The sequence below is a fragment of the Pseudoalteromonas sp. C8 genome, assembly GCF_011378685.1.
In the GTDB taxonomy this organism is placed as follows: Bacteria; Pseudomonadota; Gammaproteobacteria; order Enterobacterales; family Alteromonadaceae; genus Pseudoalteromonas; species Pseudoalteromonas arctica.
Map to the genome: position 1 here is coordinate 68605 of NZ_WTKT01000013.1, position 24676 is coordinate 93280.

The window sequence follows — 24676 nt, forward strand, 5'->3', positions numbered from 1 at the left end:
TCAATGATTGCCCATACTCAGTTAGTAAAAATGTGTAGTGCGTTTATAGAGCCTACAAGCATTGTTTCAAGCGAGCGATTACTTAATGGCTTTAGTAACGATAATTTTTTAATACGTACCGAGCAACAAGGGTATTTGTTAAAGTGTTATAAAAGCCATTGGCCAAGTGACGGCCTTGAAGCGCAGCGCTTTTTAAGTGACTTTAATATATGTCCTGCGCCTATTTGGCTTGATAAAGAAAACGGTCGTGCGGTATTTAATTATATTGAAGGCAAGAGCGCGCAATCGGATATAACGCTTAGCTTTATTAATAAACTTGCTCAAGTGCACAATTACAAAGTGTCTACCGCGCCAATGGATATAGCTAAAGAGCTTCATTTTTATCAAAGCACCGACGTCTATACGCAATATAAACCTCAAATAGAGAAGGCACTCAAAGCCGTTGCAGCTATGTCATTTAATGCAGGCTTTTGTCATAACGACTTAGTAAAAGATAACATTATTGTAAATGCTTCAGGCATGTATTTAATTGACTTTGAATATGCACAAACTAATGATGTGTATTTTGATTTGGCAGCCCTTGCAGTGAGCTTTAATATTAATGAGAGCAGTGAAAGTGCATTGTTAAATAACTATAAAAATAGTATCGATAAAACAAAAACGTTTAATCCTTCAATGGATAAGCTGAATTACTATAAGCTGTTTTTTTTAGTGTTATGTATTGGCTGGTATGAAGAGCGCAGCATAACTAGTAAATCTGTAATGTTACGCGCGCAGCTAACTAAACTCGTTAATAATACTTTTTTATAGATGTTAAAGACCACCAAAGCGCTCGGCGAGCTCTTTGTATTTTGTTACTTCGGCTGTATCAAATTGTGGTTCGCCATTTTCATCTTCTGATTTAGCAATTAATAAACTTTCTCTAGAGAGACGTTTTACACGCTCTACTTTTACACCTAAAAACTCAGCAACTTGCTCAGTAGACATTAAACTCATCATTATTTCCTCGTATTAAATCCATCCGCACAGCGACAATCATAGTTTCAATGTTACTAAACCGTTACTGTTTCCTATTCAATAAGAATAAATAGCGTGTTTTTAAGCCATTGTGAAGTGTTTTATTTAAAAGAGTTTAATTAATAAGCATATAAGCTGATGTTACTGGTATTTATTTAAAGATCTCTTTATCATTGCTGATGCTAAAGCACTGATATCGCGAGTTGGTGTGGCGGCAACAAATGTGCTCTCGTGGTGAAATGGATATCACGTGGCCCTCCGGAAGGAGAGCTATAAGAAAGCGGGAGTACAGTAATAGTGGGCTTACAATACATTTTTGTAAGTTCACGTTACAACTAAAAGTTAGTACCCCTTAACTTTTTAGTCATTATTTTTATTGGCCGCCCGTAGCTCAGCTGGATAGAGCGCACCCCTCCGGAGGGTGAGGCCAGAGGTTCGAATCCTCTCGGGCGGGCCATCTTCTCTTATAGTCCTTGGGACAGTTTAGGGACACTCAATATTGAGAGTCTTATATTGTCATCATTATGGACATTCTATGTTTTATTCAAAATTAATGCCCCCAACACAAGTTTTTATTAATTGTTTGGGCAAATTTCCAACTTTTTTTGCCCCAGTATTCCCTTCTTATTTTTGCGATGATTCTCAGTATTGGTCTACTCGGTTGGTTTGGGGGTTATAAATGGCAACTATTAAAAAGCGTGAAAATGGTAAGTGGCAAGCAAAAATTAGGCGTAAGGGATATCCTGCGCAATCAAAAACGTTTGTCACAAAAAATGAAGCTGCAAAGTGGGCTCGAGATATTGAGTCTGATATGGATAAATCTACTTTTAAGTCAACAAGCTTAGCTGAACAGAAGAAAATGTCGGATGCGCTTGAAGATTACTGGACAGAGGAACTTACGGAAAAAAAATCAGCTAAAACTATTCGTTGTATGATTAATAGACTAAAGCGAGTTTTTGATGGATTAAGTTTGCTCGATGTAACTGTACATACCATACGTGAATACAAAGCTTATCGACTTGAAAAGGCGAAAGGCGACACGGTAAGAAAAGAGATGGCGCTGATAGGACGTATGTTTAAGTATGCAATGAATGAGTGGCAAATCTACTTACCAAATGGTAACCCCGTAACTTCAGTTTTGCTCCCCCCCAAAGGCAAGCCGAGAGATAGACGCTTAAATACTGGCGAAGAAGAGCGATTACTTTCACATGCTAAAAAGTATCAAGGTATTATCCATGACATTATTATTCTTGCGATCGAAACCGGTATGCGACGTGGTGAAATGGCTAATGCGCGAAATAGGCAAGAACTTGAGAAATTAGGTTATTGCTGTATTTGCTGGGAAGGGTTTAATGCAAAAGAGTCCACTCTTTTTTTAAAAGATACAAAAAATGGTGAAAGTAGAGTTGTACCCTTATCGCGACGAGCCAAAGAAATTATTTTAAAACAACCAAGAAAGCTAAATGGACCTATTTTTGATATTTTAAGTGATTCGGTAGGACATGCTTTTAACAAAGTTGCTGAGCGAGCAGGAATTGATGACTTTAGGTTTCATGATCTTCGGCATGAGGCAACAAGCCGCTTGTTCGAAAAGGGTCTGCAAATGATGGAAGTCTCAGCTATTACTGGGCATAAAGATTTAGCGAGCTTAAAGCGCTATACACACCTTAGAGCGACAGATTTGGTTAAGAAACTGATGTAATACATATTATAACCGAGTGATTACCAAGTCTGATAACTGGTAATCACAACTATACAATCAGATATTCTTCAACATACCTAAATACTGTTGTAACGCCTTCCGTCTTTTAGTAATTAAAAATGATGTATTTTATATCACATATCTCTTTAAACTTATTAACTACAGAATCTTTTCAAAATTTTAACCCACTAAAACCTATGTGCATAGGCGCTGCGCGGTGGGCTTTTGCTATGCAAAAAAAGTACAGCTAAAAAAGTAACGAAAATGGATCCTGTGATATATATGTAGTGAGGGTAAGGAGATATTTATGATAAATAGCACAATAAACGATGAAAGTTTTCGTTTGAAAATCACAGAAATAGGGTTGAGAAAACTTTTGATAGATAAGGGTTCTATCGAAGTTTTATCTTACATTACTTCTTTATATGACGAGAAAAGTAATGAATACATCAAATTTACAGATGCTGAAAAAGATGAGTATTTATTTAAGCATCATGAGTTAAATCAATCACGCGTAATACATGAACAATTTGAAAAAGATAAAGTCTATCTTGATAAAAACTCAGAAAATAAAACTAAATTGATTGAAAAATGGATATTTCATTTAAATAAAATGGTAATACCTACGCTAAAAATGAGAGCTATTTTAATCTGCTCAAAGTTGTGGATTGATGAAAGCGTAGAACTAGATTTAAATGAATTAGTTTATGTTTGTCATTCTTTTAAATTAATATCAACATGTGCTTTATGCGAAAATGGTCAGTTTATTGGTGATGGTAATTACTGTAATAATAAATTTACTAATTGCTTAGCTGACGTTCCAAGATCTACTGAGCATTATGAGAAGTGTACATCGTTTGAGATGAGGCACATTGAGAATGAATAGACAAAAGCAGAGAGCTTTTGCGGCTGTTCGTACTCACTATTACAAAGTTGATAAAGCATACAGTATTTTAGATCACTCAAATGCGAACAGGAACGGGTTTACATGCTCAGCAAACGTAAACCCTAAATTTAGCCATAACAACGTCGGTTTGTATGCAAAAGGCTGTAAGAACGGCGCTGAGGCTCTTAATAAAGCATGCGCTCGTTATAAGGAGGTTACGGGTAAAAAAGCTCGAAAAGATTTCAATTTGTTGTTTGAACATATTGTTATACTAACTGAGTGCCAATACATTAAAATTGAGAAAAAATACGGAAAAAGTGAAGCGAAGAAGCTTTTAGTTAATTACTTACGTAAATACGCAGTTCAAATAAAAAAGGAGTTTGGCTTTGAGCCAATAGGAATTGATTTACACCTTGATGAAGGACGTTATGAAGGAGGGCGCTTTGTTCGTAACATTCATGCCCATGTATCCTTTTTTAACTACGACTTTAAAAACAAAGTAGCTCCCCTGCGTCATCTAATGGCAAAAGGGAAAAACTCAAAATCAAGAACTAATCAGCTCAATCCAAATTTTGAAAAGATGCAAGATATTGTTGCTAATACATTTAAACCACTTGGCTTTGAACGCGGGGAGTCAAAAAATGTTACTGGGCGTAAACATCTACAAAAAGAGAAATTTGTAAAAGAAAAGCTCAATGAAATGACGCAAACAGTCGAAGTACTTAATAGTCGTAATCAAGAGCTTGAAAGCCAGTTAACCTCACAAAAACATAAGTCAGATCAGCTCTCAAATGAAATTCAGATACAAGAAACCAAAAAGAATTGGTTAGAAAGTAAAATTAGCAATCTTACTAATATGGCCGATGAGCTTGAGTTGGCAATTAAAAAGCGCTGTAAAAGAACACTAAGCTTTATTTCTAGGAAGGTGGCAAGCTCGTATAAACCACAGAGTTTCAAAAGGTAGTAAAACTAATTTTAAGAAATTAGTTGAATGGATCACAAAATTGCAATCCATATAAGTATTAGAGCGCTTGTTATTTTATAGAATATAATTCTTATTTAACTAAAGAGTATATTTTATGCACTTTTTGCACGTGAAACAACTTTTTGAATTGTTCCGCTTTTAAGTGCAGCTGTATATGCTTGAGATAAACGACGCATACCTTCTACTTTTCGTTTCATTACTTCATTGTCAGAACTTGAACGCATAACTCACCCTTTTTGGACCAAACTCACACCAACAATTACATTCTAGACTAGTAGAATACTCATTTGCAATCCGATTATAAAACTTAACTAGTTTTGGATATGCTGCACTGGCCGTGTACATATTGCTGTTGAAATAGCGACCGTGAGCATGGATTGTACTCGCAATTACAACTCCAAGCAACTTCAACTCCCCATAACTCATATTTTCTTTTGGTCGATCATATTGCTTTTCTTGTATCCTATTGGATTCGAGATCAAATTTTATTTCGAATGTTAAATCATCAAACTTTTCTGACGTATGTTCTTCAATTATTTTTATTTCATCAGGACATGTATAGAACTCTTTGGATGGTGAAAAGTACACTTCATATTTACTATCACCTACTGAAAATGAAGAAATATGAGCATTATAATCACCAAGAGGGATAGTTTGAAATTCAATAGGAATCAATATTGCAGCACGTAATACTGAAAACGTCTCTAGCATATCACCAGTAAATTGTGCGGCTTGAAGGTCACTTCTGAAAACTTTATTAAAATGGTATACATTCCCACCTTTTGAAAGAACTAGATTTTCAAGATAAGCTAATGGATAACCGTTGTCACTTACTCCCAATATCATGAGAATATCATCTTCGAACCACTCAATAGTACTTAGATCTATAGCCGGTTCAAACCTGTAATGCAATATACTCCCAGGATCATTAATACAACCATAAATATGTTTTACATCACCACCTGATTTCTCAAGCATATCGTCAATATTTAGTGTGTAATGTTGAAACTCAATACCTATTGCCTCGCAAAAGTTTTGAAGCTTAATACATTCTTTATGGCATTGATTAGGTTTAAACTCAGAAAACTCTTGGGCTAGTTGGTCTTCAATGAGTTTAGCTTCAGCTTCGGTTCCAGAAAAAAACCTACTATAGCGAGGATCTTCTTTAATATCATCATATATAGGAAGCTTAGATGGGGCAGAAAGACCAGCCCCTGAAAACAGAACAACTTTCATCTTTGAACTAACTCTATTTATTTATTGTAATAAGTTACGATGAAAATCGTAAGCTTCGACCTTTTTAAAAGTGACAAATTAAAATTTGTAAGGAACTATAATAGCTGAAATTTCTTAATTAATGTATATGTTTAGTCCATTAATATCTAAACGATTTAGTGCGTCGCGATAATTTGGCTTAATTAAATAGTGAATTAGGTATAAAACTCAACTTTCACTCAGTACATTTGGTTTGTACTTATAAAGTGTTATTATCCTTTACTTCAAATATAATCGATACAACGCTTTACTTATTGACTTTAATGGTAATTTTCTTTTTGGCTTAACCGCTTTAAATACAGTAATGTACTAGATTATGTTGCTCAAGCATGGATGAGAATACTAAATACCACTTAAAGCCTTTAACGTATTAAATAGTAAGTGGCTAAAATAATTATATAAACATTTAAATAGGCTTTACAGCCTATGCAGGGATAAAACAATAATGTTTGAACAAACCTTTAAAAACATCGACGATATTTTTTACAAAGACGCAGGCTGCTCTAGTGAACTAGACTATACCGAGCAATCATCGTGGATGTTATTTTTAAAATACCTTGATGATTTAGAGTTTACCAAGTCTCAAGAAGCCGAGTTAATGGCAGAAGACTACCAATATATTATTGATGCAGAGTACCGTTGGAGTTCGTGGGCTGCGCCTAAAACCGCTAATGGTGAGTTTGATCACGACAAGGCCTTAACCGGTAGCGACTTAATGGATTTTGTCGATGGCGAGTTATTTCCTTACCTTAAAGGTTTTAAGTTACGCGCTAAAAGCCCAGACACTATTGAATACAAAATTGGTGAAATCTTTACCGAGATCAAAAATAAAATTCAAAGTGGCTACTCACTGCGTGATGCGCTCGAAAAAGTAGACGAATTACGTTTTCGCTCACAAGAAGAAAAACATGAGCTTTCACACCTGTACGAAGTGAAAATTAAAAACATGGGCAACGCTGGTCGCAACGGTGGCGAATATTACACACCACGTCCATTGATCCGCGCCATGATAGACGTATTACAGCCACACATTGGCGAAACGATATACGATGGTGCCGCAGGCTCGGCAGGCTTCTTGTGTGAAGCCTACGATTACCTTCGCCAAGGTGGTGCAAGCAATAAGCAGCTTTCAACCAGCGACTTAAAAACCCTGCAACAAAACACCTTTTACGCCAAAGAGAAAAAGTCGTTAGCGTACGTTATCGCCATTATGAACATGATTCTACATGGCATTGAAGCACCTAACGTTATTCACACCAATACACTGGGCGAAAACTTACAAGACATTACTCCAAGCAACCAGCACGATATTGTATTAGCTAACCCGCCGTTTGGTGGCAAAGAGCGTAAAGAAGTTCAGCAAAACTTCCCGATTAAGACCGGTGAAACTGCCTTTTTGTTTTTGCAGCACTTTATCAAAATGCTCAAGCCAGGTGGCCGCGCCGCTATTGTTATTAAAAACACCTTCTTATCCAATACCGATAATGCTGCTATTGCCTTACGTAAGGAGCTATTAGAAAACTGTAACTTACATACCGTACTCGACTGTCCTGCAAAAACCTTTTTAGGTGCTGGGGTAAAAACCGTCGTATTGTTTTTCACTAAAGGCGAGCCAACCCAGAAAACATGGTTCTACCAGCTAGACCCTGGCCGCAGCTTGGGTAAAACCAACCCGCTCAACGACAACGACTTAAAAGAATTTATCGAGTTACAAAAAGGCTTTGAGGACAGTGTTAAGTCTTGGTCATTGGCAACGTCTGAACTAAATGATGCAACATGGGATTTATCGGTTAAAAATCCGAACACGCGCGAGGCAGCGCCACTGCGTGAACCACAAGCCATCATAGAAGAAATCATCGCGCTGGATAAAGAGAGCGAAGCTATTCTCGGTAAGATTCAGGAGTTGTTGTGATGGTGTGGGAGATAGTCAAGTTAGGAGAGCTTTGTCGAATTGAACTGGGTAAAACCCCATCTCGTTCTAATAAAAACTATTGGGATGAAAGCAAGGTTAACAATAATATCTGGCTTTCAATTGCAGATTTACCGCTATCTGACAAGTCCATAATGCTAGATAGCAAAGAGTATATATCTAATGCAGGTGCTGAACTCTGTAAGATAGTGCCTAAAGGAACGCTTATTGTAAGCTTCAAGTTATCGCTTGGTAGACTTGCGGTTACTGGTCGTGATTTATATACAAATGAAGCAATAGCAGCTCTTTATATTCATGATAAACAAAAAATTGATCAGAATTACCTTTCTTGGTATTTAACTTTTTTTGATTGGGATGCTGCTGCTGGAAGTGATATTAAGGTTAAAGGTAAAACTCTTAATAAAGCAAAGTTAAAGGAAATTGAGATTGTTGTTCCTCCTATCCTCGAACAAAAACGCATAGTCACTATTCTCGACCAAGCTTTTTCCGATATAGAACAAGCCCGCGCCAAGACCGAGCAAAACCTCAAAAACGCTCGCGAGTTAATGAACGTTGCATATCATGATGCTATTACCGGGAAGTTAACTAGTGTATGGCGAGAAGCTAATCAAACGGTAGTAACAGCAAGTGACTTGTTGAAACAGTTAAAGGCAAAAAAGAAAGAACTCGTAAACGAGAAGAAAATATCAAGGGAAAAGGCATTACCTGAGCTTTGTAAAGAGAAAGTTTCTTTTGACTTACCAGAAAGCTGGGCATGGTGTTGTTTAGGCGAAATTGGGAATGCTACCAACTACCCATTTGTTGATGGCCCTTTTGGCTCGTCAATTAATACCAAGACAGATTACTTAGAGACTGGCGTCCCAGTATTAAGAATGGTTAATGTAAAGCCGTTTATGTTTAAAAATTATGATTTAAAGTATGTAGATGAAGATAAATATCAGCAGTTTACTAGACACAATGTTTTGCCAGGTGATGTTTTATTTTCAAAAGTAGGTGCTGGGACAGGTGAGTCTTGTGTAGTTCCTGAAGATTTTTCCTATGGAATGCTTTCTACAACAGGCATTACAAGAATAAGAGTTGGCCAAATTGTACTTAATCAGTATTTATGCTGTTTTTTAAATTTAAATATTAAGAAATTTATGGCTCTTGCGAGTAAGGCTGCTCAGCCTTTCTTAAATATGACTCAGATAAAAACATTTCCTTTTCCGTTGCCTCCTATAGAAGAGCAAAGTGAAATTGTTTTAATTCTTGAACGGTTATCAGCTGAAATTCAACAGGTTGAAGCTATATATGAACAAAAAGTATTAGCTTTAGACGAACTCAAAAAATCCATCCTACAAAAAGCCTTTTCAGGTGAGTTAACGAAAACGCTTGAGGGCGATAAAAACAAAGGAGCAGTGGCCTAATGTCACAAGCAAGGACGCGTAACGAAGCCGACACTAGAGCGGATTTAATTGATCCTAAGTTAGTTGCTGCGGGTTGGGGTGAAGTTGATAACAGCTTTATTCGCCGCGAGCTTATTTGCCCAGGCCAAATTATGGCGGGTGGCAAACGCGCTAATAAAGTGCCTTGTGATTATGTGCTGGTATATAAAGGCCGTAAGCTTGCCGCCGTAGAAGCAAAAAAAGAAAGCTTAACTTATAGCGAAGGTGTGCGCCAAGCCAAAGACTACGCAAAGCGTCTGCAATGCCGTATTGCGTATGCCACCAACGGTCACGAGATTTACCAGATTGATATGCTCACCGGCATTGAGACGCTGGTAGATGGATACCTGTCACCACAAGCGCTTTGGGATTTAACCTTTGAACAACAAGGTGATAAACCTGAAGCGGATTACACAACCGCTTGGCGTGATACGTTTTCTACCATTCCCTTTGAAGCCAAAGGCGATTGGGCACCCCGTTATTATCAAGAAAACGCCATTCACAATGCCCTTGAAGCCATTGCTCAGGGCGAACCACGAATTCTGTTAACGCTTGCTACTGGTACGGGTAAAACCTGTATTGGCTTTCAAACCGCATGGAAGTTGTTTCAAACCCGTTGGAGTTTAACCGCGCAAAAAGATATTAGCCTTGCTAAAAAACGCCCGCGTATTTTATTTTTGGCTGACCGTAATATTCTAGCCAATCAGGCGTTTAATGATTTCGGTCCGTTTGGAGAAGATGCCATTGTGCGGATCACCCCTGAAGGCATTCGCAAACGAGGCGGCGTTCCTAAAAATGCGAGTGTGTTTTTTACTATTTTTCATACGCTAATGTGTGGGCCTAAAACTGAATTAAAAGAAGCCACAACAGAAGAGGATGAAAATGCGCCAGTCAAAAAGACAGAAAACCCGTATTACGAACAATACCCAGCTGATTTTTTTGATTTAATTATTATTGATGAGTGTCACCGTGGTGGCGCGAATGATGAAAGTGCCTGGCGCGATATTCTTAAACACTTTGCCCCCGCTGTACAACTAGGTTTAACCGCAACACCCAAACGCACCGATAATGCCGATACCTATGGTTACTTTGGCGAGCCTGTTTACAGCTATACCCTAAAAGAAGGTATTAACGACGGCTTTTTAACGCCATTTAAAGTGCTACCCATTGTTGGCACTATGGATGAGTACACTTATATAAAGGGTGATGGAGTTATTGTAAAAGGCGATCCTGAGCCTGGTAAGCTGTATAAAGAAAGTGACTTTAACCGCATTATTACCATACCTAAGCGCGAAGAGCGCCGTGTGCACTATTGGATGGATCGCTTTAATCCGAAAGAAAAAACCATCGTGTTTTGTGCAACACAAGTTCATGCCGGTATGGTGCGCGATTTTATTAATCAGTACGCAGTTAAAAAGGGCTGGACTACCAACACTAACTATTGTGTTCGTGTTACCGCTAACGACGGTGTAGCGGGTGAAAACGACCTAAAAACCTTTTGTGATAACGAAAAAACCATTCCGACAATTTTAACTACATCACGCAAACTCTCTACAGGTGTGGATGCACGTAACGTACGCAATATTGTGCTTATGCGACCTTGTAACAATATGATTGAGTTTAAGCAGATCATTGGCCGAGGCACCCGCACATATGATGGCAAAGACTATTTTACCATTTACGATTTTGTAAAAGCGCACCATAATTTTGCCGACCCTGCTTGGGATGGCGAGCCAATACCCAGCGAAGTATGCCCAGAGTGCGGCACAACGCCGTGCCAATGTGAAGACCCTGGCGGCGATGGTGCCGGTGAAAAGAAACCGTGCAAGGTGTGTGAACAAAAACCATGTGTTTGTGAAAAGCCAGAGCCTGAAAGCTGTGAAAAATGTGGCGAAAGGCCATGTGTATGTGAAAAGCTAGAAATAAAGCTCTCAGACGGCCGTACACGACAAATTAAGCATATTTCCTCGGCAATGTATTGGAGTGCTGAAGGCAAGCCCATTACAGCAAAAGAATTTGTTGAACGTATGTTTGACGACCTACCGCGCTTTTTTGAAAATGAAGATCAACTACGCGAAATATGGAGCGACCCAACCACTCGCGAAAAGCTATTAGAAGACTTAACCGAAGCGGGTTACGATAGCGAAAAACTCGATAGCATGAAAGCCGTAATTGATGCACAAGATAGCGATGTATACGATGTATTGTCTTACGTAGCCTATGCCGCAGAAGCGCAAACACGCACCGAGCGAGCCCAACAGGCAAAACCTAAAATAAACTCTGCCTTTAGCGATTATAAACAACAAGAGTTTATTAACTTTATATTAAGTAAATACATTGAAGATGGCGTTCAAGAACTGGCACCAAAAAAAATGCGTAGTTTAGTAGAACTTAAATACAACACCATTAATGATGCAGCGATTGAGTTTGGCTCACCGGCAGCGATACGCGATACATTTATTGGTTTTCAGAAGTATTTGTATGCAAGGTAGTTAAATTTATAAAAAGAAGTGTACAAATAATTACTTACTCTTACCCTTGCTTAAGCAAGGGTAAGAGTAAGTAATTATTTTAATCTGAATACGAATAGTGAAGTTTATTTTTCAGTCGTTTATCTAACGTGAATCTAAAAATGAAAATGCCTATTTTTTCCATAGCACAGGCATTTTCTGTACTAAAGTCAGACTCAATCTAATTGTAGTGATTTTTCAACAGCTTCGATTACTTCATGAAACGGAACATAATCAATAGACGGCATTAGCGAAGATTTATCGCTCATATCAAATACAGAACAAAGTTCACTCTCCATATTAATACAAATATTACTATCCGTTGTTTCTATAGATTCAAAATCACCATCGTTATCGTAGTTGATGTGCTCTGATAACTCAATGGTACCTTTATTGGTTACAAGATCGAATGTTACCATGTCAAAATCAGTGATAGTTTCGATACGTGCATTTTCAATGTAGAATTTAGTCATATTAAGTTTCGCCTTTTTGAGTTTATCTTTGGTGTAATAATAAAGCATACTCACTCATTAAGTTATGAGTGAGTATGCTTTATTACGTCCAGATTTCTGCTCTAATATTTTACCTTCGCTTATTAATTCTCTGCATGAGGCTGAGATATTTTTCTTTACAGTACCGATGCCTAATCTTGGCATTTTAGATTTGTATGCATCATTTAAATCAGATTGATCTACATACTCTTTATCTGAATCCTTCAAGGAAGAAATAATAAAGTCTTTAGCACAATTACTCGAGCTACTGCCCATTTTTTGAATACTTATCACTTCATCAAGTACTAAAGTAGTGAGTGTATTTCCAAAGTTATCCTCTATACCCAAAGATTTTTCACTAAAGTCGAGCATATGAGACACATTTGTTGATGAGTCTTTTGATTTAGTTAAAGTTAGCTTTGTTGAAATTTTTTCCTCCGCGTCAGGTGAATTTCGTTTTTCTCTTTTCGTTTCCATTATGAAATCAACGTTCCCATATAAAGCGGTGCTCCCCCTATATTTGCCTTCCTTATTTTTGTGATGAATATTCAGCACTGTTATATTGTGTTTTTCAGAGATTTCTTTACAAGTGTTTATATACCTAGCGATATCCCCAGCGTTATTTTCATCAATACCAGCACTACATTGTGAAAATGTATCTATTACTAGTAGCTTTGGGCTTTCACCTAAAGTATTTTTTAATTCATTAAGTAAATCGTGTAGCATTTCTACTTCACGTTGAATTAACATTGCAATAGGGCGATTGACCGTAACTATTTTGTCTTCAACATTTATACAATGTTTATCTTCAATAGCTTTTATTCTTTTTGGAAAACTGTTTGAGCCCTCTGCGCATATAATGACAACAGGTCCTTTATTTACGCGAAGATCGCCAAAGGGTTTTCCCGTAGCAAGATTAAAGGCCCACTGTGCTACCAAAAAAGATTTTAAATCTTGCGAGTCACCAAAGATAAAGCCGACAGAACGACATGGAACATAGCTTTCGATTAACCATTCAGTTCCATTTTTCCATCCTAGACTACCGAAAGAGAGTGCCAGTGGGCTTTTAATTCTTTTCCTTAAATTTACGATTTTTGTCCATAAACTGTACTCTTTTGAAGAGATTAATTTTTTGAAAGCATTGCTCACAAAACGGTTCATAATAAATATCCTTTTACTAAATTCGATTAATGGTTTTTTCTGCTGTTATGATTACTTCTTTTGGCGTTTTATCTTTCATTTCAGAAAGCTTGTGTTCAACCCATCCATCAATTGCACATTTTGGCCACAACCTTTTTCTTCCAATTCGAATACTTTGTGGAATATCGGTTCCATCTCCACCTTTGTTTATTGTGTTGTAAATTTGTGCTCTACTTGTGCGAAGAAAAATTGCTAATTCATCAGCTGTGAGTAATTTATCCATGTTATTTATCTCGTATTTAGTTAACGTGTTGCGATGAGATGTATTTTTACAGAAATAATAAAAATTTAATCGGGCATAATTTAAGGTGATTTTGCCCTAACTTTTGCCAGTGGATATGATATGTACAAAGTGCTTGGAAAATTAAGAACACAGTATTGGTTTTGGTTTATTCGGGATCAGTTGGTTGAACTTGAATTAAAAGAACGTATAGATAGTAAGAGGTTAGAGAAGCTGCATAGGCTTAAAGAAAACTCTACTCTTAACAATATTTATACTATGACAGATTTGAGAGATCAGCTGTATAAGCTCTCAACTAATTCAAGCCTTGATTCAGACTTTGATGATAACGGTTCGAAGTATAAAAATGGCAGCAGGGTAATCCCTGACCATTCGGTAATATTTGTTGAAGAAATTTTACCGGGCAGCCAATTAGCTTATAAAAACGGACCTAAAGGGTTGTTTTCAGTTATAGAAGCTCAAAGTTTGTCTTTAACTGTTAAGTTAATAGCGGTTCAACTTTTGGAGTTGTTTAATTCAAAATTTGAAGAGTTAATAAGTGATAATGAAGATTTAAAGCTTTATAATCTGCGCCTCAAGAATTGTATTTCTTTTAATACAATTGTTGATTTAATTGATTTGTTAGATGAGATAATTGAATATTTATTTCCTGAAAACCAGTGGCGTGAACCTCTTTATGTAATAAATAGAAGTAATGTGAAAGTAGCTGACTTTAATGATGAAGAGCTTTTTAAGCCTAGATACTTTGAGCTAAAAGAACTGTTTCCAATTATAATCAGTCACGCTTTTTTCAGAGCTAAATATTTTGATGAGATTAATTATTTATCTAAAATTTGTTACGATGAGAGGTATTTGATTTTATTGAATAAAATGTTTTTAATTGATAAAGATTTTTGGTTATTCCTGCCTGATTCTATTTTTTCAGTAGAAGTGCAAAAAGACTCATCTATAAAGGTAGAAATGAAAGGTGAGCTATCTGACTTAACAGAGGGAGAGGCTGGAATTAAAAATTTATTTTATAGAGCATATGAAGTCGCTCATCAATATTTATGAGCTGATACCCTAAGATTCTGTTCTAATAAATTAATTTAGTAAAATACAGTACTCTTAGATATAGCTGTATATTTGACTTCTTAAAATCTAGGGACAATAATGGGACACAGGTGCAATTAAATAGAGTTAGCTTAAGTTAACTCTATTTAGCCCAAGTTAACGAAGTTCCTAGGCTACAAGAGAATAACACTTTAATTATAGACTATATACTAGCCCTCCGGAGGCTGAGTTGTAGGTTCGATCCCTACCGAGAGCGCCATTTGCTTTTACATCTACTAATATTCCCCCCTATATTATCTAGCTTCTCATTAATTACTTTTGTATTTAAAAATGTATTACTGCATAAATTTTGAAATTTTATTGTAAGAACAGCTTTCTAGTTATTTATACAATGCAAAATTGCATTATTCAAAATGTTATCTAACGTTATGTATGCATATACGACGAAATTATAAATGAGGAAAACCGATTCAATGTTAAATAGTCAGTTAGAAATACTCGCTCAAGGACATGCTTATCTTGAAAGTGTAACTAAAGAGGATTATTCGCAAATCGTTGCTCCTAATTTCATTAGTTCAGCTGGGTCACATATGCGCCACATTATCGATCATTACCAATCTTTAATGACGGGCTTTGGTATAAATAATATTGATTACGATAGTCGCCTACGCGGCAGTAATATTGAAAGTAACCCCTGTGAAGCTATAAAAAAAATTGCAGAGATAGCATCGTGGATTGAACAGCTAAGTACAGATGATTTTAATAAACCGCTGTTACTTTCAAGCGAAGTATCAATTAAAAGTAAAAATGTACAAACTGTAACAACCTCATTAGCACGAGAGCTTATATTTGTAGGAAGCCATGCAGTACATCACTATGCGATGATTTCACAAATTACCTTTGCACAAAAAGCATCATTCGACCAGAACTTTGGGTTAGCACCAAGTACAGCCACTTTTTTGAGAGAAAAAAGCCAACAAAGCCAATTAAAATCACTGCAAAGTTAATATGTGCACTTTAAGTTACTTCCTAACTGATGATGGCTACGAGTTGTTTTTTAATCGTGATGAACAAAAAACGCGAGAAATGGCAATCGCCCCAAGTAAGCACACAGATAACGCAATTTACCCTATCGATCCGCAAGGCGGTGGTACTTGGCTTGGTGTATCGCATTGGGGGCAAACATTAGCTTTATTAAACGATTATCAAAGTGCATTTGATATAACTGCCGTAAAGCACAGCAGAGGCCTCTTAATTCCGCATTTACTAAGCAATAATACCCCTGCATTGTCTCAATTAAAAAATATGGATTTATCGGGTTACGCGCCTTTTAAATTGTGTATTTTTCCGGATAAATTATCGCTAAATAATGGTCACATCGCTTTTGTTCGATGGGACTCAAAACAATTAATCGATTGCCAAGTTGAATCGCTTGCAACGTCATCTGGCGTTGAGCTAGAAACAGTTACACAAAAGCGTAAACAACAATTTAAGCAATTTATTGACTTAAGATATCCTGTAAGTGAGCAGTTTTTAGCATTTCATTACAGCAAAGCCGAGCAGGGTCAATATGGTGTAAATATGCAAAGAGAAGATGCAATGACAGTCAGTATTAGCCATATTAAAGTTGGTAACACTATACGTTTTAATTATTTTGATAAGCAATCTCAGCTCATCAGTAGCATTACTTGTTTAAAAGTGGCTGCAGCTTAACTAAATATTTTTATAGCTGTTACATAACTAAAAAAGTCGACGCAATTAATTGCGTCGACTTTTTTGTTGCTCTATTTTCATCTGCTGTATTAATACAGCAGATGAAAATTATGAGTGATTTATATAATCATCTTTTTTATCACCAAGGTAGAGCTTAAGTAGCTTTTCAGGCGCACTTGGTAGGTGCACACTTAAAAGTAATCCTGGGGTGTGATTAAAGTTACTGTCAATTCCCATACAATGAAATTGAGCGCCTAGCTTATGATATTGCTTTAATAAAATCGGTATGTCTTTTTTATCTTCTTCTATTCCCATAACCAATGTTGATACATGATCTATGTTTAACGTGTGATCACTAATGAAGTCTTCAAACTCTGGATGAATTTTATTATTAAAAGGCGTATTGGCGCTAACACCTTGTTTATTATTAACCATAGCATGGTCAATAATTGCGACAGAACGAGGGTCGTAAAGCTTACTTAATGAAACCGTGCCATATAAAGTCCTATAACGTGGGTTTTGCGCCATAAACGCACCGATCCCTTTAAATAGCAGTAATAAGCCATGGTAACTGCCTTGATGTTTTTGAACTATAAACGAGCGACCCATTTCCAAGCACGGCTGTTGTTGATTAATAAAAGAGGGTTCAAAATTAAACATTTGCGATAAATAAAGGGCGCTCACGTCGCTATTTTTTTGTAATAAATCAGTTTGTCCAATTCGATAAGCTCCAATGATCTCTTCATTTTTATGATCAAAAATAAATAAATGCATGTAAGTTGCGTCAAACTTATCGGTATCACATGGCTCGCCGCTTCCTTCGTTTAATGTACGAAAGGTTATTTCTCTAAGGCGTGTTATTTCAGTAACACAATTAGGTATTTGATCTTGATAACCGTAATAAACGGAGTAACTTTTAAAGTCTAATAAGTGCTGCACGTTTGGTAAGCTAGCAAGTTCACTCGTCATTTTTGTTTTATCAACATCCTGCATAATCGCCTTTAGTTGCATTGATTGCGCATCGTCTTGCCAAGGTGTTACAAAGCGTTCATCGTTTAAATAACAAAGCAGGCGCGCAATATCGTTAATGTCGTCAGTTTTCTCAAATTTATTTAATAACTTGGGTGTAAGTAAATTACTAGCACCTAAATTAATGGACCTTTTTTGAATTTTAAGTAATTCACGTATTAGCATTAATAATCTAAATCGGTAGTAAATGCGTCCCAAATTGTAAAACATAGGGCTATTTTGACCACTAATAAACACAGGTAATAAAGGGGCTTGTGTTTTTAAGGCTAGTTGAGCCGCTAAGCGATTCCATTGTCCGTCGGTTACACGTTGTTTTTTTGATTGAAAAAACGAAACCCTGCCAGCAGGAAAAACCACAAGTAAACCATCGTTATTTACATGTTTAAAACACTGTTTAATTGCACTGGTATTAATGGCTGCTTTTGGCTTTAGCGGATTAGCAAAAATAAAATAGTCTTTAATTTCTGTAAATATTTTTAAACCAACGTTAGCCATTACTTTTGTATCGCTACGATAATGGGTGAGCAATTTTGCAATTATTACGCCCTCAACCATGCCGTAAGGGTGGTTACATACCACTATGCAAGGGCCTTGCTTTGGTATTTTGTTAATAACACCTTGTGCGCCAAGTACATTAATACCCAATACATTTAAAAGCTTTTCACTAAACTCTTGTTTATCCAAACCCGATAAATTATTAGAGAGGTAAATATCTCGCAGTTTATTTATACCCAATAGGCTATCAAGCAGTGGAGCGGCTATTTTTAATATATGACCCAAAGGCGAGGCTGTGTTTATTGCAGCCACACTTAGGTTTGATACGGGTTGGTTTAGTTTTGTCATATATTAGTACTCTTAAGAATTTAAAGCAGTTGTTATTAAGTGCTGTGTATATTGAGACCGAGGCAAAACAATATTATGTTCAAGAAAGGTTAATAAAGTTCGCTTTTTTATAATGATTAGATAAATTATATAGCTAAATCACATGTTTTTTAGTGGTAAACACTTCAGTGTAGTTGAGAGAAAGCATTTAATTATTAAAAATTAAGATAATCAGAATTACATTACAGCTCTAATAAGGCTGTAAATTATAGTTTTAGTTATATATAACTACTTACAACTCAAAAACTAGACTTTTAGGCTTAATTAATGCTATTTAAGGTACATATTCCTTAATAGAAAATCCCGCCTTTATGCTAATTACTTTGCCCGTGTCCGAGCTTACTCCTGGTATGTACGTTGATAGCGTTACTAAGCAACATGAAGGGATCAATAGCATAAAAATTAAGACCAGTGGCTTGGTACGCGATAGATCTATTATTAAGCGTTTAGTCTCTGAAGGTGTGCTTGAGCTACTGATTGATTTTACTAAAGGTGATGCGCCAGTTCCTGCCAAATATAAACCTCAAAGCATACCTAAAACATCTAATAGCCAACAAAAAGCAGAAAAAACACCTATAGCAATCTCAATCGAACAAGAATTTGCTAAAGCGACTGTAAATTACGATCAGCACGGCCGAAAGCTACAGTCGTTATACGGTGACTTAACATCTGGCCTGAGTGTTAATATAAAAGTGCTTGATGAAATAGCCAGCGAAATAGTCAGCTCAGTTTTTCGTAACGCTAACGCCATGACTATTCTTACTCGTATAAAAGATAAACACAGCTATAACTGGCGGCATATGATCAACTGCGCCATTTTTACCGCTGTATTTGCTAAATACTTAGGGTATGAGCAGGCTGTTGTACAAGAGCTTGCAATGGGGGCGTTACTTCATGATTTAGGCCAAGCTAAATTACCCCAAGGTATATTTTCAAAGCCAACTAAGGTTACTAATAATGAGCTCTTAGCCATTAAAAAGCATGTAGCACAAGGTTTGGGTTTAGTTAAAGGCGAGAAGGGTATAACCCCCCTTATGCTTGATATGATAGTAAATCATCATGAACGCTTAGATGGATCTGGTTATCCGCGAGGCCTACAGGCAGAGAAGTTAAGTCGTCCAGCGCGTATAATGGCAATTGTAGATGTGTACGATGCAATGACTGCCGATAGAATGCATCAAGATGGTGATGAACCAATCAACGCATTGCGGTACTTATTAGCCAATAAGCAATTGTTTGATGGTGAGTTAGTACAGCGTTTTATAAAGTGTTTAGGGGTTCATCCGGTAGGGACTATTGTAAAATTAACGAATGAGCGTTTAGCGCTAGTGCTTGAGGGAAATGTACTTAATCCTATTAAGCCTAAAATTAAGCTATTTTATAACGCTAAGCACAATCATCATGTTACACCGAAAGACATCGATTTAAGTGAGCACACCCAAGAGCTTAAAATACTATCAAGTGTTAAGCCCTTAGATTATCAGATTAATTTGTCTCGCCTGCTAAAAGAGCATTTGCTGAACTAGCCTTACTGCATTGCCTTTTTTTAGTTTGTTTTGCAGAAATAAACGCACCCAAAAAGCAATTTCCCATCAGTGTTAACCATAACAAAGTGCCTAGCTCTACGTGCAATGCAAAACAACACAGCGCTAAAGAGATCAACGCATTTAACATTGCCCCTAACCAATAATGGTTTACGGGGTTATCGCATTGTCCTGCTTGAGTACATGCGCAGTAGTTTGCTTTGTAAAAGCAAAACACACTCGCCCCACAAAATATTAGCCCTGTAATAATAAATAAAATGATCACAGTTTTACTTCCATTGCGATTTTATAATGAGTGTAAGTTGCTACTAATTTCAAGTCAATCTAAATGATAATTAATTACATTTAGAGTGTTTACTCTAATACCACACTTCTAGTCCGATGAGTTTTAAATTACCGTTAATTTGTCGTTAAAATGTGGTTAAAAACCGGTTTTTTTGCTGTTTTTTGACACTTTCATAGAGTTTTTTACAAAAAATTAAGGTAGTGTAGCCAAGTTTTAAATCCTAATAACAACACACATAGTACCCAGACGGTCAGTTTGGTTAAGGACTCAACAATGAAATTTTCTAAAACTATTATTGCAGCTTCGCTTGCATTTGTTTCAGCTGATAGCTTTGCAGCTGCGTTTCAATTATCAGAGCAAAATGCATCGGGTTTAGGCCGTGCATACGCTGGTGAAGCTTCTATCGCAGACGACGCGTCTGTAGTTGCACGTAACCCTGCACTAATGACTTTATTTAAAGAAAAGCAACTAAGTGTTGCTGCTATTGGTGTAATTCCAGATGTAAGCTTAGAAGGTGAAGGCGCGCCAACTGGTATTGATCAATCTTCATTAGATGACGATAGCATTGCACCAAGTGCAGTGGTACCAGCAGCTTACTTTACTATGCCTTACAACGATAAAGTATCGATTGGTTTTGGTGCATTTTCTAACTTTGGTTTGTCAACTAAATTTAATGATGACTACGCCGCAGGCCAGATTGCGGGTGAGACTGAGATTTTTACAGTTAATATGAATGCAAGTGTTGCCTATAAAGTAACTGAGCAGTTTAGTTTTGGTGTTGGCCTAAATGTAATTTATGCTGATGCAACTATAGTTCGAAAAATAGGTGTAAACCCTTTTGGCGTTCCAAGTTCAACGAACGTTGTTGATCTTGAGGGTGATGATACTGGCTACGGCTTAAATGTTGGCCTAATGTATCAACTTGATGAAAATAGCCGTTTTGGTTTTAATTATCGTACAGAAACAGATATAACATTTGAAGGAACTTATTCAAGCGCTGCACGTGGTATCGCTGAGCGCTCAGGTTCTGTTGATATTACTCTACCCGCTATCGCTGAATTTTCTGGTTCACATCAGTTAGATGAAAAGTTAGGTTTACACTACAGCGTACTATGGACTGGATGGAGTAGCTTTGACAAATTAGAAGCTGAAGTTGGTTTACCACCAGAGCAAGGTTTTGAAAAAACAGAAGACTTCTCTGACTCTTTCCGCTACTCAGTAGGTACTGATTACCAGTTAAATGAAGACATACTACTTCGTGCTGGTGTTGCATTTGATGAGTCGCCGGTATCACAAACGCACTTATCAATCTCTATTCCTGATACAGACCGTTTCTGGTTCTCGTTTGGTGGTAACTACACAATTGATCAAAACTCTAATGTTGATCTTGGTGTGAGTATTATCCGTGGTAAAACACAAACGTTTACAGAAACTGATGACTCAGGTAGTCAGTGGGCTTTTGAATCTAAAGGTCACGCAGTACTAGTTGGTGCTCAGTACAACTACAAGTTTTAATGTAGAAGTGTCTTGTGGTTAATCACAGGGCACAAAAAAGCCGCTCACTTTAATTAAAGTGAGCGGCTTTTTTAATGCCTATTAAATAGTGTTAATAGGCATTTTATGAAAGCTTATAAACTTTCTATTTTAGTTTTTTGCTCAAGTAGCTTAGTTTTAGCATCGCTAAACTCAGCTAGTTTTGCATTTTCTTTAGCAAGTACAGCTTCTGGTGCGTTGTTTACAAACTTTTCGTTAGCGAGTTTGTTTTGCACTTGTGCTAGGCCTTTTTCTGCTTTTTCGAGTTGCTTATTAATACGCGAAAGCTCGGCTTCCACATCAATTAAGCCCGCCATTGGGATCATGATCTCAAGGTTGCCAACATAAGACGTTGCACATGCTGGTGCGTCGTCTTTGTTTTCAAGCATTGTAAACTCTTCAATTTTTGCAAGTGATGCTAAAAATGATTTGTTTTCTTCAATGCGTCGCACGTCGTCGCTCGATGCATTAGCAAGTAATACGCTAAGTGGTTTACTTGGACTAATATCCATTTCACCACGAATATTACGAATAGCTAAAATGAATTGTTTAACCCACTCTAAGTCGTCCATTGCTTTAGCATCAACGCTTGCTTCATTATATACAGGGAACGGCTGAACCATAATGCTGGTGTTTGCTGTTTCAAGGCCTGCAAGTGGCGCAACACGCTGCCAAATAGTTTCAGTGATGTATGGCATCATTGGGTGCATTAAACGCAGTAAGCTTTCAAGTACGGTAATAAGTGTATTACGTGTACCACGTTGCTGCGCTTCATTACCTTTAAATAATACCGGCTTAGTTAGCTCTAAGTACCAATCACAAAACTGGTTCCAAGTGAATTCGTAAAGTGTGTTAGCAGCTAAGTCAAAACGGTAGTTATCTAAATGCTCTGTGTAGGTTTTAACGGTTGCTTCATATTGACCTAAAATCCAGCGGTCAGCTAATGAAAGCTCCGTTTGAGCACCGTTTGCAAAACCACAGTCTTGCTCTTCTGTATTCATTAATACGTAACGGCTCGCGTTCCATAATTTGTTACAGAAGTTACGGTAACCTTCAAGGCGGTTCATATCCCAGTTAATATCACGACCAGTAGATGCCATTGCAGCAAGGGTAAAGCGAAGGGCGTCGGTGCCGTGTGCTTCAATACCGCCTGCAAATACTTTACGCGTATCTTTTTCGATTTTAGCGGCAAGTTTTGGCTGCATCATGTTACCAGTACGTTTTTGTACTAGGTCTTCAAGTTCAATGCCGTCAATCATGTCTAGTGGGTCAAGTACGTTACCTTTTGACTTAGACATTTTATCGCCATTGTCGTCACGTATTAAGCCAGTTACATATACGGTTTTAAACGGAACTTGTGGTTTGCCATTTTCGTCTTTTACAAAGTGCAGCGTCATCATAATCATGCGTGCAACCCAGAAGAAAATAATATCAAAACCAGTTACCAACACGTCAGACGGGTGGAAGGTTTTTAAATCATCGGTATTTTCTGGCCAACCTTGTGTAGAGAAAGTCCAAAGCGCTGATGAGAACCACGTATCAAGTACGTCTTCGTCTTGGCTTAGCGTTACACTATCTGCAATGTTGTTTTCACGGCGTACTTCAGCTTCGTCGCGACCAACAAATACGTTACCTTCATTGTCGTACCAAGCTGGGATACGGTGACCCCACCAAAGCTGGCGTGAAATACACCAATCTTGTACGTCGTTCATCCACGAGAAGTACATGTTTTCGTATTGCTTAGGTACAAATTGAATATCGCCATTTTTAACAGCGTCTTTTGCAGGTTCAGCAAGTGGTGCAACACGTACATACCATTGGTCGGTAAGTAGTGGCTCAATTACCACGCCAGAGCGATCGCCGTAAGGAACCGTTAAACCATGGTCTTCAATTTTTTCAAGTAGGCCTAGTTCTTCAAATTCTGCCACAATTGCTTTACGCGCTGCAAAACGATCAAGCCCGCGCAAGCGCTCAGGAATTGGCGCATCAAACTCAAGCTCTTTACCGTCAAAGGTGTATGTTTCACCTTGGGTTAAAATAGCGGCGTCTTTATCGAAAATGTTGATCATCGGCATTTGATGACGCTTGCCCACTTCGTTATCGTTAAAGTCGTGCGCTGGGGTTATTTTTACACAGCCCGTGCCTTTATCTTTATCGGCATGTTCGTCAGCAACAATTTTAATACGACGATTAACGATAGGTAATAAAATCTCTTTACCGATTAAATCTATGTAGCGTTCGTCATCAGGGTTTACTGCAACACCCGAGTCGCCAAGCATGGTTTCTGGACGCGTAGTTGCTACTACAATGTAGTCTTTTCCGTCTTGCGTTGTAACGCCATCAGCTAGTGGGTAACGTAAGTTCCACATGTGGCCTTTTTTGTCTTTGTTTTCAACTTCAAGATCAGAAATAGCAGTGTGTAATTTAGGATCCCAGTTTACTAGGCGTTTACCACGGTAAATTAGGTTTTCTTTGTGAAGGCGTACAAACACTTCTTTAACGGCTTCAGATAGGCCATCGTCCATGGTAAAGCGTTCACGATCCCAATCAACCGATGCGCCAAGGCGACGAAGTTGTTTGGTAATAGTGCCGCCCGATTCTTTTTTCCATTCCCAGATTTTATTAATAAAATCTTCGCGGCCTAAATCGTGGCGTGTTTTGCCTTCTTCGGCATGCAGTTTACGCTCAACTAACATTTGCGTTGCAATACCTGCGTGGTCAGTACCTACTTGCCATAATGTGTTGTTACCTTGCATACGTTTAAAACGCGTTAGGGTATCCATTATTGTATCTTGGAAGGCGTGGCCCATGTGTAAGCTACCAGTGACATTTGGCGGCGGGATCATAATTGAATATGGTACGCCTTTGCCAGATGGCTTAAAGTAGCCTTTTTGTTCCCAGTCTTGATATAGAGACTGTTCAATATCTTGCGGATTGTAGGTTTTATCCATTACACAGAACCTTAAATAAGTACT

At 37.5% G+C, this 24676-nt stretch carries 21 protein-coding genes and 1 tRNA gene; 13 read left to right on the top strand and 9 right to left on the bottom strand.

The features are described from left to right. The first annotated feature begins 3 nt into the window (after nt 1-3). On the top strand, nt 4-810 hold the full coding sequence (locus tag GQR39_RS13530; protein ID WP_165735847.1) for a phosphotransferase: 807 nt from the start codon (nt 4-6) through the stop codon (nt 808-810). 3 nt (nt 811-813) lie between these two features. Here the strand turns inward: GQR39_RS13530 and GQR39_RS13535 are convergent, their stop codons facing one another. After that, nucleotides 814-996 (bottom strand): hypothetical protein, encoded by a 183-nt coding sequence (locus GQR39_RS13535; RefSeq protein ID WP_007587299.1) that lies wholly within the window; start codon nt 994-996, stop codon nt 814-816. A 401-nt stretch (nt 997-1397) separates the two neighbouring features. Here GQR39_RS13535 and GQR39_RS13540 point away from each other — a divergent pair. The 4 genes from GQR39_RS13540 (at nt 1398) to GQR39_RS13555 (ending at nt 4569) form a co-directional block, all read left to right on the top strand. Continuing rightward, nucleotides 1398-1474 (top strand) — tRNA-Arg (locus GQR39_RS13540). Nucleotides 1475-1696: 222 nt separating this feature from the next. Further along, nucleotides 1697-2719 (top strand): site-specific integrase, encoded by a 1023-nt coding sequence (locus GQR39_RS13545; protein WP_165735848.1) that lies wholly within the window; start codon nt 1697-1699, stop codon nt 2717-2719. A 307-nt stretch (nt 2720-3026) separates the two neighbouring features. Next, entirely contained in the window at nt 3027-3605 is a 579-nt protein-coding gene (locus GQR39_RS13550; RefSeq protein ID WP_165735849.1) for a hypothetical protein, read from the top strand. After that, nucleotides 3598-4569 carry a hypothetical protein gene (locus GQR39_RS13555; protein WP_165735850.1) on the top strand — a complete coding sequence of 324 codons (972 nt, stop codon included), beginning with the start codon at nt 3598-3600 and terminating at the stop codon, nt 4567-4569. The genes GQR39_RS13550 and GQR39_RS13555 overlap by 8 nt, the downstream gene beginning before the upstream one ends. A 113-nt stretch (nt 4570-4682) precedes the next feature. Here the strand turns inward: GQR39_RS13555 and GQR39_RS20425 are convergent, their stop codons facing one another. Together GQR39_RS20425 and GQR39_RS13560 are read right to left on the bottom strand one after the other, a co-directional pair. Then, nucleotides 4683-4814, bottom strand: a complete 132-nt coding sequence (locus GQR39_RS20425) for a hypothetical protein (protein ID WP_277344337.1) — start codon at nt 4812-4814, stop codon at nt 4683-4685. Next, the gene (locus GQR39_RS13560; RefSeq protein ID WP_165735851.1) at nt 4798-5826 is read right to left on the bottom strand and encodes a hypothetical protein; all 1029 of its coding nucleotides are present in this window, start codon (nt 5824-5826) and stop codon (nt 4798-4800) included. The genes GQR39_RS20425 and GQR39_RS13560 overlap by 17 nt, the downstream gene beginning before the upstream one ends. A gap of 484 nt (nt 5827-6310) precedes the next feature. Here GQR39_RS13560 and GQR39_RS13565 point away from each other — a divergent pair, with 484 nt between their 5' ends. The 3 genes from GQR39_RS13565 to GQR39_RS13575 are packed head-to-tail and all read left to right on the top strand — an operon-like array spanning nt 6311 to nt 11711. Beyond that, nucleotides 6311-7777 (top strand): N-6 DNA methylase, encoded by a 1467-nt coding sequence (locus GQR39_RS13565; protein WP_165735852.1) that lies wholly within the window; start codon nt 6311-6313, stop codon nt 7775-7777. After that, entirely contained in the window at nt 7777-9201 is a 1425-nt protein-coding gene (locus GQR39_RS13570) for a restriction endonuclease subunit S (protein ID WP_240918211.1), read from the top strand. Before GQR39_RS13565 ends, GQR39_RS13570 begins: the two co-directional genes overlap by 1 nt. Next, a complete protein-coding gene (locus GQR39_RS13575) occupies nt 9201-11711 on the top strand; it encodes a DEAD/DEAH box helicase family protein (protein ID WP_165735854.1) in 2511 nt (836 codons plus the stop codon). The genes GQR39_RS13570 and GQR39_RS13575 overlap by 1 nt, the downstream gene beginning before the upstream one ends. A gap of 194 nt (nt 11712-11905) precedes the next feature. On the opposite strand, the gene GQR39_RS13580 is transcribed toward GQR39_RS13575, so the two are convergent. Genes GQR39_RS13580 through GQR39_RS13590 form a run of 3 tightly spaced genes read right to left on the bottom strand, consistent with a single transcriptional unit; the run spans nt 11906 to nt 13643 of the window. Then, nucleotides 11906-12202 (bottom strand): AcrF10 family anti-CRISPR protein, encoded by a 297-nt coding sequence (locus GQR39_RS13580; RefSeq protein WP_165735855.1) that lies wholly within the window; start codon nt 12200-12202, stop codon nt 11906-11908. Between the two features lie 57 nt (nt 12203-12259). Beyond that, a complete protein-coding gene (locus GQR39_RS13585) occupies nt 12260-13381 on the bottom strand; it encodes an AAA family ATPase (protein ID WP_165735856.1) in 1122 nt (373 codons plus the stop codon). A 16-nt stretch (nt 13382-13397) separates the two neighbouring features. Beyond that, entirely contained in the window at nt 13398-13643 is a 246-nt protein-coding gene (locus tag GQR39_RS13590; protein ID WP_165735857.1) for a helix-turn-helix domain-containing protein, read from the bottom strand. 120 nt (nt 13644-13763) lie between these two features. Here GQR39_RS13590 and GQR39_RS13595 point away from each other — a divergent pair, with 120 nt between their 5' ends. The 3 genes from GQR39_RS13595 to GQR39_RS13605 all read left to right on the top strand — a co-directional run bounded on the left by GQR39_RS13595 (nt 13764) and on the right by GQR39_RS13605 (nt 16427). After that, nucleotides 13764-14714 (top strand): hypothetical protein, encoded by a 951-nt coding sequence (locus tag GQR39_RS13595; protein WP_165735858.1) that lies wholly within the window; start codon nt 13764-13766, stop codon nt 14712-14714. 473 nt (nt 14715-15187) lie between these two features. Next, nucleotides 15188-15721 (top strand): hypothetical protein, encoded by a 534-nt coding sequence (locus GQR39_RS13600; protein ID WP_024589710.1) that lies wholly within the window; start codon nt 15188-15190, stop codon nt 15719-15721. Nucleotide 15722: 1 nt separating this feature from the next. After that, nucleotides 15723-16427 (top strand): NRDE family protein, encoded by a 705-nt coding sequence (locus GQR39_RS13605; RefSeq protein ID WP_165735859.1) that lies wholly within the window; start codon nt 15723-15725, stop codon nt 16425-16427. Nucleotides 16428-16535: 108 nt separating this feature from the next. Here GQR39_RS13605 and GQR39_RS13610 read toward each other — a convergent pair whose 3' ends face one another. After that, nucleotides 16536-18299, bottom strand: coding sequence for a GNAT family N-acyltransferase (locus tag GQR39_RS13610; RefSeq protein ID WP_165735860.1), 1764 nt, complete (start codon nt 18297-18299; stop codon nt 16536-16538). Between the two features lie 350 nt (nt 18300-18649). Here GQR39_RS13610 and GQR39_RS13615 point away from each other — a divergent pair, with 350 nt between their 5' ends. Then, nucleotides 18650-19864 (top strand): HD-GYP domain-containing protein, encoded by a 1215-nt coding sequence (locus tag GQR39_RS13615; RefSeq protein ID WP_165735861.1) that lies wholly within the window; start codon nt 18650-18652, stop codon nt 19862-19864. Here the strand turns inward: GQR39_RS13615 and GQR39_RS20310 are convergent. Then, entirely contained in the window at nt 19824-20147 is a 324-nt protein-coding gene (locus tag GQR39_RS20310; RefSeq protein WP_007587288.1) for a hypothetical protein, read from the bottom strand. The genes GQR39_RS13615 and GQR39_RS20310 overlap by 41 nt on opposite strands. A 294-nt stretch (nt 20148-20441) precedes the next feature. Here GQR39_RS20310 and GQR39_RS13625 point away from each other — a divergent pair, with 294 nt between their 5' ends. Further along, nucleotides 20442-21683: an outer membrane protein transport protein gene (locus GQR39_RS13625; RefSeq protein ID WP_165735862.1), complete on the top strand. Its 1242-nt coding sequence runs from the start codon at nt 20442-20444 to the stop codon at nt 21681-21683. A gap of 113 nt (nt 21684-21796) precedes the next feature. Here the strand turns inward: GQR39_RS13625 and GQR39_RS13630 are convergent, their stop codons facing one another. Next, nucleotides 21797-24652 (bottom strand): valine--tRNA ligase, encoded by a 2856-nt coding sequence (locus tag GQR39_RS13630; RefSeq protein ID WP_165735863.1) that lies wholly within the window; start codon nt 24650-24652, stop codon nt 21797-21799. Between the last annotated feature and the right edge of the window lie 24 nt (nt 24653-24676).

Excerpts from the sequence above, each read along its gene's own strand:
- GQR39_RS13530 (WP_165735847.1), top strand. The coding sequence starts at position 4 with ATGATTGCCCATACTCAGTTAGTAAAAATGTGTAGTGCGTTTATAGAG.
- GQR39_RS13535 (WP_007587299.1), bottom strand. The coding sequence starts at position 996 with ATGAGTTTAATGTCTACTGAGCAAGTTGCTGAGTTTTTAGGTGTAAAA.
- GQR39_RS13545 (WP_165735848.1), top strand. The coding sequence starts at position 1,697 with ATGGCAACTATTAAAAAGCGTGAAAATGGTAAGTGGCAAGCAAAAATT.
- GQR39_RS13550 (WP_165735849.1), top strand. The coding sequence starts at position 3,027 with ATGATAAATAGCACAATAAACGATGAAAGTTTTCGTTTGAAAATCACA.
- GQR39_RS13555 (WP_165735850.1), top strand. The coding sequence starts at position 3,598 with ATGAATAGACAAAAGCAGAGAGCTTTTGCGGCTGTTCGTACTCACTAT.
- GQR39_RS20425 (WP_277344337.1), bottom strand. The coding sequence starts at position 4,814 with ATGCGTTCAAGTTCTGACAATGAAGTAATGAAACGAAAAGTAGAAGGT.
- GQR39_RS13560 (WP_165735851.1), bottom strand. The coding sequence starts at position 5,826 with ATGAAAGTTGTTCTGTTTTCAGGGGCTGGTCTTTCTGCCCCATCTAAG.
- GQR39_RS13565 (WP_165735852.1), top strand. The coding sequence starts at position 6,311 with ATGTTTGAACAAACCTTTAAAAACATCGACGATATTTTTTACAAAGAC.
- GQR39_RS13570 (WP_240918211.1), top strand. The coding sequence starts at position 7,777 with ATGGTGTGGGAGATAGTCAAGTTAGGAGAGCTTTGTCGAATTGAACTG.
- GQR39_RS13575 (WP_165735854.1), top strand. The coding sequence starts at position 9,201 with ATGTCACAAGCAAGGACGCGTAACGAAGCCGACACTAGAGCGGATTTA.
- GQR39_RS13580 (WP_165735855.1), bottom strand. The coding sequence starts at position 12,202 with ATGACTAAATTCTACATTGAAAATGCACGTATCGAAACTATCACTGAT.
- GQR39_RS13585 (WP_165735856.1), bottom strand. The coding sequence starts at position 13,381 with ATGAACCGTTTTGTGAGCAATGCTTTCAAAAAATTAATCTCTTCAAAA.
- GQR39_RS13590 (WP_165735857.1), bottom strand. The coding sequence starts at position 13,643 with ATGGATAAATTACTCACAGCTGATGAATTAGCAATTTTTCTTCGCACA.
- GQR39_RS13595 (WP_165735858.1), top strand. The coding sequence starts at position 13,764 with ATGTACAAAGTGCTTGGAAAATTAAGAACACAGTATTGGTTTTGGTTT.
- GQR39_RS13600 (WP_024589710.1), top strand. The coding sequence starts at position 15,188 with ATGTTAAATAGTCAGTTAGAAATACTCGCTCAAGGACATGCTTATCTT.
- GQR39_RS13605 (WP_165735859.1), top strand. The coding sequence starts at position 15,723 with ATGTGCACTTTAAGTTACTTCCTAACTGATGATGGCTACGAGTTGTTT.
- GQR39_RS13610 (WP_165735860.1), bottom strand. The coding sequence starts at position 18,299 with ATGACAAAACTAAACCAACCCGTATCAAACCTAAGTGTGGCTGCAATA.
- GQR39_RS13615 (WP_165735861.1), top strand. The coding sequence starts at position 18,650 with ATGCTAATTACTTTGCCCGTGTCCGAGCTTACTCCTGGTATGTACGTT.
- GQR39_RS13625 (WP_165735862.1), top strand. The coding sequence starts at position 20,442 with ATGAAATTTTCTAAAACTATTATTGCAGCTTCGCTTGCATTTGTTTCA.
- GQR39_RS13630 (WP_165735863.1), bottom strand. The coding sequence starts at position 24,652 with ATGGATAAAACCTACAATCCGCAAGATATTGAACAGTCTCTATATCAA.